11 protein-coding genes are annotated in these 13,051 nt (G+C 62.4%); 5 read left to right on the top strand and 6 right to left on the bottom strand.

Annotated elements, in window-relative coordinates:
- Positions 1–34: 34 nt before the first annotated feature.
- Complete coding sequence (radC, locus tag JX25_RS10890) at positions 35–781, top strand: RadC family protein (RefSeq protein WP_128255002.1); 747 nt, start codon at positions 35–37, stop codon at positions 779–781.
- A 30-nt stretch (positions 782–811) separates the two neighbouring features.
- Here the strand turns inward: radC and secA are convergent, their stop codons facing one another.
- Positions 812–3,520: a preprotein translocase subunit SecA gene (secA, locus tag JX25_RS10885; RefSeq protein WP_128255001.1), complete on the bottom strand. Its 2,709-nt coding sequence runs from the start codon at positions 3,518–3,520 to the stop codon at positions 812–814.
- Between the two features lie 190 nt (positions 3,521–3,710).
- Between secA and JX25_RS10880 the strand changes: the two genes are divergently transcribed.
- The 4 genes from JX25_RS10880 to JX25_RS14870 all read left to right on the top strand — a co-directional run bounded on the left by JX25_RS10880 (position 3,711) and on the right by JX25_RS14870 (position 6,596).
- On the top strand, positions 3,711–4,595 hold the full coding sequence (locus tag JX25_RS10880; protein ID WP_128255000.1) for a peptidylprolyl isomerase: 885 nt from the start codon (positions 3,711–3,713) through the stop codon (positions 4,593–4,595).
- Between the two features lie 13 nt (positions 4,596–4,608).
- The gene (gene argJ / locus JX25_RS10875) at positions 4,609–5,946 is read left to right on the top strand and encodes a bifunctional glutamate N-acetyltransferase/amino-acid acetyltransferase ArgJ (protein ID WP_128254999.1); all 1,338 of its coding nucleotides are present in this window, start codon (positions 4,609–4,611) and stop codon (positions 5,944–5,946) included.
- The gene (gene mutT / locus JX25_RS10870) at positions 5,943–6,341 is read left to right on the top strand and encodes an 8-oxo-dGTP diphosphatase MutT (RefSeq protein WP_128254998.1); all 399 of its coding nucleotides are present in this window, start codon (positions 5,943–5,945) and stop codon (positions 6,339–6,341) included. The genes argJ and mutT overlap by 4 nt, the downstream gene beginning before the upstream one ends.
- Positions 6,342–6,452: 111 nt before the next feature.
- The gene (locus JX25_RS14870; RefSeq protein ID WP_164876112.1) at positions 6,453–6,596 is read left to right on the top strand and encodes a hypothetical protein; all 144 of its coding nucleotides are present in this window, start codon (positions 6,453–6,455) and stop codon (positions 6,594–6,596) included.
- A 92-nt stretch (positions 6,597–6,688) separates the two neighbouring features.
- On the opposite strand, the gene infB is transcribed toward JX25_RS14870, so the two are convergent.
- The 5 genes from infB to JX25_RS10845 form a co-directional block, all read right to left on the bottom strand.
- Positions 6,689–9,184 carry a translation initiation factor IF-2 gene (gene infB / locus JX25_RS10865; RefSeq protein WP_128254997.1) on the bottom strand — a complete coding sequence of 832 codons (2,496 nt, stop codon included), beginning with the start codon at positions 9,182–9,184 and terminating at the stop codon, positions 6,689–6,691.
- Positions 9,181–9,813 carry an RNA-binding protein gene (locus JX25_RS10860; RefSeq protein WP_128254996.1) on the bottom strand — a complete coding sequence of 211 codons (633 nt, stop codon included), beginning with the start codon at positions 9,811–9,813 and terminating at the stop codon, positions 9,181–9,183. The genes infB and JX25_RS10860 overlap by 4 nt, the downstream gene beginning before the upstream one ends.
- Positions 9,814–11,418, bottom strand: coding sequence for a transcription termination factor NusA (gene nusA, locus JX25_RS10855; protein WP_128254995.1), 1,605 nt, complete (start codon positions 11,416–11,418; stop codon positions 9,814–9,816).
- A gap of 21 nt (positions 11,419–11,439) precedes the next feature.
- Positions 11,440–12,060, bottom strand: a complete 621-nt coding sequence (gene rimP / locus JX25_RS10850; protein ID WP_128254994.1) for a ribosome maturation factor RimP — start codon at positions 12,058–12,060, stop codon at positions 11,440–11,442.
- Positions 12,061–12,184: 124 nt separating this feature from the next.
- On the bottom strand, positions 12,185–13,009 hold the full coding sequence (locus tag JX25_RS10845; protein ID WP_128254993.1) for an ABC transporter permease: 825 nt from the start codon (positions 13,007–13,009) through the stop codon (positions 12,185–12,187).
- Positions 13,010–13,051: the final 42 nt, after the last annotated feature.

Raw genomic sequence — 13,051 nt, 5'->3', positions numbered from 1 at the left:
CTTTTTGGAAACCATGCTGGCCCAGTGTCGTGGCATGAGTACATTCCGAGAAGCCTCCGGCCTGTTCGACGAGGATGAGGCGACCCCGCAACCTGTCGCGGGCCGCTTGCCTTCGTATATCGCGGACCAGCGCAAGCGCCTGCGTGCCCGCTTCATGGAGGGCGGCGCAGGTGCGATGCCCGATTACGAGCTGTTGGAGCTTGTCCTGTTCCGGTCCATTCCCCGTCAGGACGTGAAGCCGCTGGCCCGCCTGCTGCTGGAAACCTTCGGCGATCTGAACCGCGTCATCACCGCGCCGCCCGCGCGCCTGACGATGGTGAAGGGCGTGGGGGAGGCGGTGGTGCAGGATCTGAAGATCCTGGAGGCGGCGGCGCAGCGCATGATGCGGGCCCGGGTGATGCACCGGCCGATCCTGGCCTCATGGGATGCGCTGCTGGATTATTGCCATACCGCCATGGCCCACCGCGAGACTGAGCAGTTCCGCGTGCTTTATCTTGATCGCAAGAACGTCCTGATCGCGGATGAAGAGCAGGCAAAGGGCACCGTGGATCATGTGCCGGTTTATCCGCGCGAGGTGATGAAGCGGGCGCTGGAACTGAACGCCTCGGCCATCATCCTTGTGCATAACCATCCTTCGGGGGATCCGACGCCGTCGCAGTCCGACATCTCCATGACGGTGCAGATACAGGATGCGGGGCAGGTGCTGGACGTCACGCTGCACGACCACCTGATCATCGGAAAAGAGCGGGAGCTGTCCTTCCGCGCCTCCGGCTACTTGTGAAAAAGGCGCCCGCTGGGGCGCCTTTCCGGATCAGACCAGCTTGCCGTGGCAATGCTTGAACTTGTCGCCCGAGCCGCAGGGGCAGGGGTCGTTCCGCCCCACATTGGCCCAGACCGAGGGATCGATATCGTCAGACGGGCCCTGTTCCTGCGGAACGTTGGGCTGCGCTGCTGCCTCCTGAGGGGCTTCCTGCGGCTTCTGGATGGTGATGCCGCGTTCCTGCATCATCTGCGCCAGCATGGCCTGACGCTCCTCGTCCGTCAGGGGGCGGATCTGGGCAAGGCGCTGCGTGACATCCTTGCGAAGAGAGCCGAGCATGGTTTCAAACAGCGTGAAGCCTTCGGTCTTGTATTCCGACAGCGGATCGCGCTGCGCATAGCCGCGGAAGCCCACGACCGAACGCAGATGTTCAAGCCGCAGCAGGTGTTCGCGCCAGCGGGCGTCGATCGCCTGCAACAGCACCTGCTTTTCGCTCAGCTTCATCTGTTCCGGCCCAAACTGCGCCAGTTTTTCGGCCATCATCTCGTCCGAGGCGGCGAAAAGGCGGTCGCGGATGTCGTTCTGGTCTACGCCTTCCTCGGATGCCCATTCGGCGATGGGCAGATCAAGGGCCAGCGCCTCGCGGATCGCTTCATGCAGCCCCTCCACTTCCCAGCTGTCGGGATAGGATTTCGGCGGCATGTATTCGTCGACCAGATCCTCGATCACCTGATGGCGCATGTCCTGCGCGATCTCGGACAGGTCCTCGGCGGCCATGATCTCCATGCGCTGGCTGAAGATCGCCTTGCGCTGGTCGTTCATCACGTCGTCGAATTTCAGAAGGTTCTTGCGCATGTCGAAGTTGCGGCCTTCGACCTTGGCCTGCGCCTTTTCCAGCGACTTGTTCACCCACGGGTGAACAATCGCCTCGCCTTCCTTCATGCCAAGCGTCGACAGCACCTTGTCCAGACGTTCGGACCCGAAGATGCGCATCAGATCGTCTTCAAGGCTGAGGAAGAAGGCGGAGCGGCCCGGATCGCCCTGACGGCCCGACCGGCCGCGAAGCTGGTTGTCGATCCGGCGGGATTCGTGACGCTCGGTGGCCAGAACGAAAAGACCGCCCGCTTCCAGCACCTTGGCCTTTTCATCGGCATGGCTCGCCTCCACCTGCGCGCGCAGCTCGTCCGGATCAGCATCGGGATTGGCAGCCAGGGCGTCCATCACCTTCATGTCTACGCTGCCGCCCAGCTGGATGTCGGTGCCGCGGCCGGCCATGTTGGTGGCGATGGTCACTGCGCCCAGTTTGCCGGCATCGGCGACGATCTGCGCCTCCTGCTCGTGCTGGCGGGCGTTCAGAACGTTATGGGTGATGCCTTCTGCCGTCAGCATCTGCGACAGCATCTCGGACTTCTCGATGGAGGTGGTGCCGACAAGGATCGGCTGGCCCTTTTCATGCGCCTCCTTGATGGAGGCGACGACGCCGCGATATTTCTCGGCTGCGGTGCGAAAAACCTGATCGTGTTCATCGGTCCGGTTCACGCCGCGGTTGGTGGGAACCTCCACCACGCCCAGCTTGTAGATCTCCATGAACTCCTCCGCCTCGGTGGCGGCGGTGCCGGTCATCCCCGACAGCTTGTCGTAGAGCCGGAAATAGTTCTGGAACGTCACCGATGCGAGGGTCACGTTCTCGGGCTGGATCTTCACCCCTTCCTTCGCCTCGATCGCCTGGTGCAGGCCTTCGGACAGGCGGCGGCCCTTCATCATGCGGCCGGTGAATTCGTCGATCAGCATCACCTCGCCATCGCGGACGATGTAATGCTGGTCCTTCTGGTAAAGCTTGTGCGCCCGCAGGGCCTGCGTGATGTGGTGCACCAGCGTGGTGCTCTCGGGATCGTAAAGCGACTGGCCCTCGGGCAGCAGGCCGACGCGGTGCAGTTCCTGCTCGATGAATTCGTTCCCTTCTTCGGTGAAGGTCACGTTACGGGTTTTCTCGTCCAGCTTGAAATGTTCTTCGGTGACGGCGGGAATCACCTTGTCCGCCGCCACATACAGGTCCGAACGATCCTGCGTGGGGCCGGAAATGATCAGCGGGGTCCGCGCTTCGTCGATGAGGATCGAGTCCACCTCGTCGACGATGGCATAGTTGTGTCCGCGCTGCGCCATTTCCTCGATCGAGTTCTTCATGTTGTCACGAAGATAGTCGAAGCCCAGTTCGTTGTTGGTGGCATAGGTGATGTCGCAGCGATAGGCCTGACGCTTCTCGTCCTCGGGCTGGAAGGGGTATACGACGCCGACCGTCAGGCCCAGCTGGCCGTGCACCTTGCTCATCCAGCCGGCGTCCCGCTTGGCCAGATAGTCGTTGACGGTCACGACATGCACGCCCTTGCCCGTCAGCGCGTTCAGATATGCGGGGAAGGTGGACACCAGCGTCTTGCCCTCACCCGTCTTCATTTCGGCGATGTTGCCGCGATGCAGGAAGATCCCGCCCATCAGCTGAACGTCATAGGCGCGCAGGCCGATGGCGCGGCGGGCCCCTTCGCGGCAGTTGGCGAAGGCTTCGGGCAGAAGGTCGTCCAGGCTTTCGCCGGCCTGTGCGCGGCGCTGCAACTCGGCCGTCTTATCCTTCAGGCCCTGATCGCTGAGAGCTTTGAACTCCGGCTCCAGCGCGTTGATCTTCGCCACCAGCGGACGGACCGATTTGATGATGCGATCGTTGGGGCTGCCAAAGACCTTCCGGGAGAGAGTTCCGAGACCGAGCATGTTTTCTCCGATTGGCCCTGTACGGGCCCCGTGACAAGATCGTGTGAGGCTGCGGCCTTGCCCGCCGTTTCCGCGCTGATACAACAACGGAAAGGCCCGGAGACCCCGCTCTCGTGCGTTTTGCGATGTAAGGGGTGGTCAGGCCTTAGTCAACGTCGCGCACCCCGCGCGGCCCAAACCGGAGAAGACGATGCTGACAAAATCCCTGCTTTGCGCAACGGCACTTGCCGCGGTTCTTGCCGCGCCCACCTTTGCGCAAGACACGCAGCAGCCGAATCCGGAGGCCGCCACGACGGCCGCGGACGTCAACGTGGACACGGTGATCGCAACGGTGAACGGCACCGACATCACGCTGGGCGAGATGCTGGTCCTGCGCCAGCGCCTGCCGGCGCAATACCAGCAGCTGCCCGACGATCAGCTTTTCACCGGCGTTATGGAACAGCTGGTTCAGCAACAGGCGCTGGCCGATTCCGTGGCCGACAAGGTGACGCAGAAGGACGAGATCGCGATGAAGATCGAGCGTCAGTCCTATCTGGCGGCCAAGGCGCTGGAAGATGTCGCGGAAGGCGCCGTCACCGACGAGGCGCTTCAGACCGCCTATGACGCGCAGTTCGGCGAGGCCGAGCCGCAGACGGAATTCAACGCCTCGCACATCCTTGTGCAGACCGAGGAAGAAGCCAAGGAGATCAAGCAGCAGCTGGAGGATGGTGCCGACTTCGCGGAACTCGCGCAGGAAAAATCCTCGGACGGTGCCGCGCAGAACGGGGGCGAGCTGGGCTGGTTCGGCGAAGGCATGATGGTGCAGCCATTCCAGGAAGCTGTTGAAGGCATGGAAGCGGGCGATGTGTCCGATCCCGTGCAGACGCAGTTTGGCTGGCACGTCATCAAGCTGAACGAAACGCGCGAGGCCGAAAAGCCGGCGCTGGCGGATGTGCGCGACCAGCTGGCGCAGCAGCTTCAGCAACAGGCCGTGGCCGAGCATCTGACCAGCATCACGCAGGACGCCGAGATCAGCCGCCCGGGAGAAGACCTTGACCCGGCAGTGATTCACAACGATGCCCTGATCGACAATTAAGGAGTCTGCAGGGATGGCGAAGACCGACTGGAAGGCCGAGGCCAAGGCGCTGAAGAAGAAGTTAAAAAAGGCCGAAGCGAAATTGGGCGGGGGCGATATCGCCCCCGCCAAGGTGAAGGCGGTCTCGCCATTGGCACCCAAGGGCGGCTTTCCCAAGCTGCCCGACATCGCGGGGGTGGAGTTTTCTGCCGCCGAGGCTGGCATACGCTATGCCGGCCGCACGGATGTCACGCTGATCCGGCTTGCGCCCGGCACATCGGTGGCGGGGGCATTCACGCGCTCCTCCACCCGTTCGGCAAGCGTGCTGGATTGTCAGGAAAAGCTGGCCGCACCCGTTCCGCGCGGGGCGGGGGCTGCGATCATCGTGAACTCCGGCAACTCCAACGCGTTTACCGGCAAGGCGGGCATGGTGTCCGTGGCCGAGGTGACGGGCGCGGTGGCCGCGGCGCTTGAGGTTCCGGCAAGCCGGGTCTTCTCCTCCTCCACCGGCGTGATCGGCGAGCCGCTGCCGCATGATCGCATCGTTGCAAAGGTGGCCGAGCTGCGGGACGATCTGGATCCGAAAGGGATCGAGATGGCCGCCCGCGCCATCATGACGACCGATACCTTCCCCAAAGGTGCATCGGCCATCGTGCAGGGCGAGGGCGGCGAGATCCGCATCTGTGGCATCGCCAAGGGTTCGGGCATGATCGCGCCTGACATGGCGACGATGCTGGTCTATATCTTCACTGACGCCAAGATTGCGCCGAAGCGGCTGCAGACGATGCTGTCGCGCCAGATGGACGACACGTTCAACGCGATTACCGTGGACAGCGATACGTCTACCTCCGATTCGCTGCTGCTGGCCGCTACAGGTCAAAGCACGGCTGCCGAGGTGAAGACCGGCCCCGTTGCCAAAGCCTTCGAGGACGCGCTGCGCGGCGTCATGCTGGATCTGGCACAGCAGGTCGTAAAGGATGGCGAAGGCGCGACCAAGTTCGTCGAGATTCGCGTCACCCGCGCCGCCAGCCCCGAGGATGCCAACCGCGTGGCCATGGCCATCGCGAACTCTCCGCTGGTGAAGACGGCGATCGCGGGCGAAGATCCCAACTGGGGGCGTATCGTCATGGCGGTGGGCAAATCCGGCGCTGCGGCAGATCGCGACAAGCTGAAGATCAGCCTTGGCGACATGGTCCTGGCCGAAAAAGGCTGGCGCAGCCGGTCCTACTCTGAGGAGGACGCTGCCGCCTACATGAAGGGCGAAGAGCTTGTCCTTTCGGTTGATCTGGGAATGGGCCGCGCCGCACGTACCGTGTGGACCTGCGATCTGACGCACCGTTACATCGACATCAACGCCGACTACCGCTCGTGAAGCTGGTTCTGGTATCGGCCGTGGCCCTGATCGACGATCAGGGCCGTATCCTTCTGGCCCAACGGCCGGAAGGAAAGTCCCTTGCCGGACTTTGGGAGTTCCCCGGCGGCAAGGTAGAGGCCGGCGAAACGCCGGAAGAGGCGCTGGTTCGCGAACTGGCCGAGGAGCTTGGGATCAGCGTGGCCTGCGGCGAACTTCAGCCTTTGACCTTTGCCAGCCATGCCTATGAAAGTTTTCATCTTCTGATGCCGGTTTTTTCATGCCACGCGTGGGAAGGCGTTCCGAAAGGGCGGGAAGGGCAGGCGCTGGAATGGGTAAAACCTTGCGACATGGACGGTTTTCCCATGCCACCGGCCGATATTCCCCTGCTGCCCCTGCTTCGTAAACTGACGTAACGTCCAATTCACGATCGGGCGACACAGCGGGCATTCGCAGAAATTGTAGATGAACTATTAACAGTTTTATGTATAACTTTCTCCCTTGGGGCCAAGCTTGAGGGATTTGCCATGCTGCGTACCATCACTATTGGAACTTGCATTTCGGTTCAGGGAACGTTCGTGGGCAATGCTGCGGACGGGAAGATCATTGTCAGCGTCGGCGACAAGACCTTTGTCGGGCGTCCGGTGGTCGCAGCTTCGGTCGCTGCCTGAGCGGATCGAATAAACGATAAAAAGCCGGGCAATTGCCCGGCTTTTTTTATTGCCTGAAAGCAAAAGCCGGACCTTTCGGCCCGGCTTCTTTATCAATCGAGTTTCCGTACGACTTCTTCACGCTCGAAGATCTCGATCACGTCGCCAGGACGGATATCTTCGTAACGCTCGAACGCCATACCGCATTCCTGGCCGGAGATGACTTCCTTCACCTCGTCCTTGAAGCGCTTCAGCGTCTTCAGCGTGCCCTCGTGGATCACCACGTTGTCTCGCAGAAGGCGAACCCCGGCCGAACGGCGGGCAACACCCTCGGTAACAAGGCAACCCGCAACCATGCCCACGCCGGTAACCTTGAAGGTTTCCTTGATGGTGGCATAGCCGATGAAGTGCTCGCGGATCTCGTTCTTGAGAAGGCCGGAAGCCGCAGCTTTGATGTCGTCCACCAGATCGTAGATGATGGAGTAGTAACGGATCTCCACACCCTTCTGGTTGGCCGAACTGCGTGCCGAGGCGTTCGCCCGAACGTTGAAGCCGATGACCGGCGCGTTCGAAGCTTCAGCCAGACCCACATCCGAATCGGTGATCGCACCAACCCCGGAATGCAGCACGCGCACGCGCACCTCATCGTTGCCGATCTTCTCCAGCGCCTGCACGATCGCTTCGGCAGAGCCCTGAACATCGGCCTTGACCAGCACGGGCAGCTCGGCCACGTCCTTGTCGGCCTTGGCTTTCGCCATCAGCTGTTCCAGCGTCGTGGCGGCACCTGCAGCAGCGCGTTTGTCCTTGGCAGCGTGTTCGCGGTACGATGCGATCTCACGCGCTTGCGCCTCGGTCTCGACCACGTTCAGCACGTCACCGGCTTGTGGGGTGCCGTTCAGGCCCAGAACCTCGACCGGAACCGAAGGACCGGCTTCGTTAACGCGTTCACCCTTGTCGTTGATCAGCGCGCGGACCTTGCCCCACTGCTCACCCACAACAAAGATATCACCGCGCTTCAGCGTGCCGTTCTGCACCAGAACCGTCGCAACGGGGCCACGACCCACATCCAGCTGCGCCTCGATCACCGCGCCCGAGGCGGAGCGATCGGAGTTGGCCTTCAGTTCAAGGATCTCGGCCTGCAGCGCGATGGCTTCCAGCAGGTTATCAAGACCGGCACCCGTTTTGGCCGAAACCTCAACGTCCTGCACTTCGCCAGACATGGCCTCGACGACCACTTCGTGCTGCAGCAGATCGGTCCGGACCTTGGTCGGGTTTGCGCCCGGCTTGTCGATCTTGTTGATCGCGACGATCATCGGGACGTTGGCTGCCTTGGCGTGGTTGATGGCTTCCACCGTCTGCGGCATGACCGCGTCATCGGCAGCAACGACCAGAACCACGATATCCGTCACCTGCGCGCCACGGGCCCGCATGGAGGTGAAGGCCGCGTGGCCGGGCGTATCGAGGAAGGTCAGCACGGTGCCGCCTTCGGTCTGCACCTGATAGGCGCCGATATGCTGCGTGATGCCACCAGCTTCGCCGGAAACGACGTTCGCCTTGCGGATCGCATCCAGAAGCGAGGTCTTGCCGTGGTCCACGTGGCCCATGATCGTGATGACCGGCGCGCGGGGCTTCAAATCCTCGGCCTTGTCTTCAACTTGCTGGATCACCTGTTCCACGTCGGCATCCGACACGCGAACGGCGCGGTGGCCGAATTCCTCGATCACCAGTTCGGCAGTGTCGGCATCAAGCGTCTGGTTCAGCGTGACCATCATGCCCATTTTCATGAGCGATTTGACAACATCCGCAGCGCGTTCGGCCATACGGTTGGCCAGTTCGGACACCACGATCGTTTCGGGCAGCTGGACCTCGCGGCTCTGCTTCTCGATCCGCTGGTTGCCCATCATCTTCTGGCGGGCTTTTTCCTGCTTGCGCTTCATCGCGGCGAGGGAGCGCGTGCGCCCGCCTTCACCCGAAAGCGCGTCGTTCAGCGTCAGCTTGCCGGCGCGGCGATTGTCTTCGCGGCCTTTGCCAACCCGGTCACGGTCCTCGCGCTCACGGTCCGACTTGCGGGGCGTGGGCGTGCCGGGACGCGAAGGTGCGGGGCCGGGCTGTGCGGCCTGGCGCGGGGCAGGGGCATCGGCCTCGGCACGCTTTGCGGCCTCGGCACGGCGGGCATCCGCTTCGGCAAGCGCTTTCAGGCGCTCTTCCTCGGCGGCTTTCGCCTGGAGGGCGGCCTGACGTTCACGCTCTTCGCGTTCCTTGGCTTCCAGCTCATCGCGGCGGCGCTGACGCTCTTCCTCGCGCTGGCGCTCTTCCTCGGCGCGGCGCACCGCATCCTCGGCTTCCCGGGCCTTGGCGGCCTTCAGCGCGTTCAGGCGCCGTTCCATCTCGGCGTCGGAAATGCCTGCCGGACGCTTGGATGGGTCGCCCAGACGCGGGCTTCCGCCAGCGGCCGACCCCGAAGCGGACGGCTTCGGTACGACAACGCGCTTGCGTTTCGTTTCCACCAGAACGCTTTTCGTCCGGCCATGGCTGAAGCTTTGCTTCACGGACCCCGAACGCGGGGCGCCACCCATGCCGAGGGGTTTCTTACCGTCTGTATCGCTCATGCGTCTTTCGTATCCCTTCCGGCGGGCCTTCCGCCGATATAAGCGCGAAGTCCGGCGAGTCTTGCCGCTTCCTCTACAACACGTGTCGTGAGTCCACCAGCAGCAAGCGCGCCGTGTATCGCATGTTCACGTCCGAATGCCAAACCCAATTCCTGAGAGGTCAGACACCCTATGAACGTCTTTGGTCCGCCCGGGGGGTGCAGCTTCGACTTGCCGCGCTCCGAGCCGTCGCTGGCCTGAACAAGGATTTGCGCCTTGTCCTTCACCAGCCAGTCCTTCACCTTCTCGTATCCCGTCACGGCATCGCCCGCCTTGCGGGCCAGGCTGATCAGGTCAACGACCCGCCGCGCCACCTGTGCCTCGACCAGATCGGCCAGACCTTCGGGCACCTTGACGGGCTGACGGGCGGCGCGGGCGAACAAACCCTTTGCCGCCGCCTTCTCGATCGCCTTGCGGTCGGCCGAGACATAGAAGCCGCGCCCCGGCAGGCGCCCGAGCACGTCGGGCACCACCTGCGCGTCAGGGCCAAGACCGAAACGGATAAGCCCCGCCTTCGAGCCGCTTGTGCCCGTCACGATGCATTTCCGTTCGGGGTCGTCCCGATTGTCGTCCCGGCCGCCGCGCGTCATTTACGCCTCTTCGTCTTCCTCTTCGACCTCTTCCGAGGTCTCCAGCTCGGTCGGATCGACCCAGCCAAGCATGACGCGGGCCGTCATCACCATCGTCTGCGCCTCTTCAAGGCTGATGTCGAAGGGCTCCAGCACGCCGTCATCCTTCACTCGCTTGCCATCCTGGTTGGTCCAGCCACCGGCCAGTTCCCAGTCCGCGCAGGTCGCGAAATCTTCCAGCGTCTTGATGCCGTCCTTGGCCAGCGCCTCGACCATCTGCGGGGTAAGGCCTTCAAACTCGATCAGGCTTTCCTCGGCACCAAGGGCGCGGGCATTTTCCAGTGCCTTGGCACTGGCAGCTTCAAGATGGTCGCGGGCACGGGCCTGCAGTTCGGCAGCCGTATCCGCGTCAAAGCCATCGATGGACAGAAGTTCGTCCGATTCGACATAGGCGACTTCTTCAAGGTTCGTGAACCCTTCCGAGACAAGGAGTTGGGCCATCATCTCGTCGATATCAAGGGTCTCGATGAAGAGATTCGTCCGCTCGTTGAACTCGGCCTGACGGCGCGCGCTCTCGTCGCTTTCCGTCATGATGTCGATATCAAGCGCCGTCAGCTGGCTGGCAAGGCGCACGTTCTGCCCCCGGCGGCCGATAGCCAGCGAAAGCTGTTCGTCCGGAACCACAACCTCGATCTTGCCGGCATCGTCGTCGATGACGACCTTCGATACCTCGGCCGGTTGCAGCGCGTTCACCAGGAACGTCGCCTGATCCTCGTTCCACGGGATGATGTCGATCTTCTCGCCCTGAAGCTCGTTCACGACAGCCTGAACGCGGCTGCCGCGCATACCGACACAAGCGCCCACGGGATCGATGGAGTTGTCATAGGAGATGACGGCGATCTTCGCGCGCGATCCCGGATCACGGGCCACTGCCTTGATCTCGATGATGTTGTCGTAGATTTCCGGCACTTCCATCTTGAACAGTTCGGCCATGAACTGCGGATCGGTGCGCGACAGGAAGACCTGCGGGCCACGCGGCTCCCGCCGGACATCCTTGATGTAGCAGCGGATGCGGTCGTTCGGGCGATAGGATTCGCGGCCGATCTTCTCGTTCCGGCGCAGGATGGCTTCGCCCCGGCCGATATCGACGATGAGGTTGCCGTATTCCTCGCGCTTGACGAGGCCGTTGATGATCGTGCCCTTGCGGTCCTTGAACTCGTCATACTGACGGTCACGCTCGGCTTCGCGAACCTTTTGCAGGATCACCTGCTTGGCCGATTGCGCGGCGATGCGGCCCAGATCGACGGGCGGAACCTCGTCCGTCACCTCGTCGCCCACCTGCGGATCGGCAAGGTAGGATTTGGCCTGCTTCACCGTCAGCTGCGCGTGGTGATTCTCGAACTCCTCATCGGCAACGACGGTGCGCACGCGGGCGAAGGTGGCGCGACCGGTCTTGCGGTCGATCTTCACGCGGATGTCCAGTTCCGCGCCGTAGCGCGACTTCGCGGCACGTGCGAGGCTGTCCTCCATCGCCTGGATCACCAGATCCGGGTCGATCATCTTTTCCCGCGCCACCGCCTCGGCGGTTTGCAGAAGTTCAAGCTGGTTGGCAGAGGTGATCGCCATGTCGCTAGGCCTTTCGGAAGGTCAGTGCTTGGTTACGGGGGCGTCGAGGGTGTCATCCTCGTCGCCGTCGTCGGAATCGGTGGTCTGGACTTCGTCGAAATCGGCCTCGTTGAAGGCACCGCTGGCTTTTTTCTGGCGCAGCATCTCGGCGATCAGGTCGTCGGTCAGGATCAGCTTGGCGTCCGACAGCCAGTCGAATTCAAGGCCGATGGTGACGATCTCGCCGCCCTCCTCGATCTCGATCAGGATTTCGGAGCCTTCGGTACCACGCAGGAAGCCCTTGAAGCGGCGGCGTCCGTCGATCAGTTCGGTCGTTTCGACACGGGCTTCGTAATCCACCCACATGTCGAAATCCTTCAGCCGCGTCAGCGGCCGGTCGATGCCGGGGGAGGAGACTTCAAGGACGTAGTTGTCCTCGATCGGGTCTTCCACGTCCAGCACGGCCGAAACGGCGGTGGAGATGAGGCCGCAGTCATCGACCTCGATCCCGCCCTCTGGGCGGTCGGCCATGATCTGAAGCACACGTGTCCGGCCGCCCATCAGGCGGATGCGGACAAGTTCGAACCCCAGCCCTTCGATGGTCGGGGTCACGATCTCGGCGAGTCGCCGGTCGATGGCGGTCTTGGCAATGAGGTCGGTCATCAGGGTTCCAGAAACAAAAAAGCGGGCCAAGCGGCCCGCATGTTCATCCGGTGGAGCATCAGGTTTGGACCCCGATACGCCGCTATTGAACGTTATATAGCGCAGCTTGTGCGCCGGTGCAAGGTCAGCGTCGGGCATCCCAGCTGGCCGAGACATAGCTGCGGGTATAAAAGATGCCCATCAGCCCGATTACGGCTGCAATTACGGTCACTGCCACCGGATAGGTCATGTTGGTGTTGTGGGGGTTGTAGTTCAGAAACACGAAGCCGCGGCACTGGTCGATGATGTGGAACAGGGGGTTCCAGTCGAACATGGACAACATGATGGCGGGAAGGGAGTTGGCAAGAAACATCTTGCCCGATGCGATCATGTTCACCCGCTGATACAGGGTGACGATCAGGTTCACCACCGTCGGCGCCCATGGCATGAAGGCATAGGCGATCATCCCGACAGCCACGCCGCTGCCCCATGCCAGCAGAAACATTCCCATCATGCCCCGCCAGTTGTCGATGGTGATGGGCGTGACCAGCGCGTGATAGATGTAAAGAACCACCGCGGCCGAAAGAAGCTGCACGTAAAGCGCCGACAGCGCCGCTGCCATGATCGCAACAACGGGGTTCATCGGCGAGTGTTTCATCATCTGCGACGTCATCCCCTCGGCGCGGGCAACGTCGGCCATGGTGCGGGTATGCGTCAGGAACAGGAAGATCCCCGACATCACGTAAAGGACGAAGTCGCCGCGGATCGCCGCCCCCCGCAGGCCCGCGAAGCTCATGATGAAGTAATAGGCCGTGACGAGCATGACGGTGGACAGCATGTTCATCAAAAGGCCGATGATCGCATTGCCGTGCCCCTTGCGGATGTGGCGGACCGTGGCATGGAAAATGACTTCCCCCGTCCGCATGATCGCCGCGAAGGCAGAGCGGCGGTTGAGTTCGATCTGGAACATGCTCGCTCCTCCCCTTGCGGTGGAATGCTTGCCGAAGGCCGG

Origin of the sequence: Falsirhodobacter deserti (genome assembly GCF_004015795.1) — a bacterium.
Lineage (GTDB): Bacteria > Pseudomonadota > Alphaproteobacteria > Rhodobacterales > Rhodobacteraceae > Falsirhodobacter > Falsirhodobacter deserti.
The sequence above is the reverse complement of the archived record's forward strand: the minus strand, read 5'-3'. Positions and strand labels throughout refer to the sequence as shown.

Coding starts and splice junctions, on each gene's coding strand:
- radC (WP_128255002.1), top strand. CDS start 35: ATGAGTACATTCCGAGAAGCCTCCGGCCTGTTCGACGAGGATGAGGCG.
- secA (WP_128255001.1), bottom strand. CDS start 3,520: ATGCTCGGTCTCGGAACTCTCTCCCGGAAGGTCTTTGGCAGCCCCAAC.
- JX25_RS10880 (WP_128255000.1), top strand. CDS start 3,711: ATGCTGACAAAATCCCTGCTTTGCGCAACGGCACTTGCCGCGGTTCTT.
- argJ (WP_128254999.1), top strand. CDS start 4,609: ATGGCGAAGACCGACTGGAAGGCCGAGGCCAAGGCGCTGAAGAAGAAG.
- JX25_RS14870 (WP_164876112.1), top strand. CDS start 6,453: ATGCTGCGTACCATCACTATTGGAACTTGCATTTCGGTTCAGGGAACG.
- infB (WP_128254997.1), bottom strand. CDS start 9,184: ATGAGCGATACAGACGGTAAGAAACCCCTCGGCATGGGTGGCGCCCCG.
- JX25_RS10860 (WP_128254996.1), bottom strand. CDS start 9,813: ATGACGCGCGGCGGCCGGGACGACAATCGGGACGACCCCGAACGGAAA.
- nusA (WP_128254995.1), bottom strand. CDS start 11,418: ATGGCGATCACCTCTGCCAACCAGCTTGAACTTCTGCAAACCGCCGAG.
- rimP (WP_128254994.1), bottom strand. CDS start 12,060: ATGACCGACCTCATTGCCAAGACCGCCATCGACCGGCGACTCGCCGAG.
- JX25_RS10845 (WP_128254993.1), bottom strand. CDS start 13,009: ATGTTCCAGATCGAACTCAACCGCCGCTCTGCCTTCGCGGCGATCATG.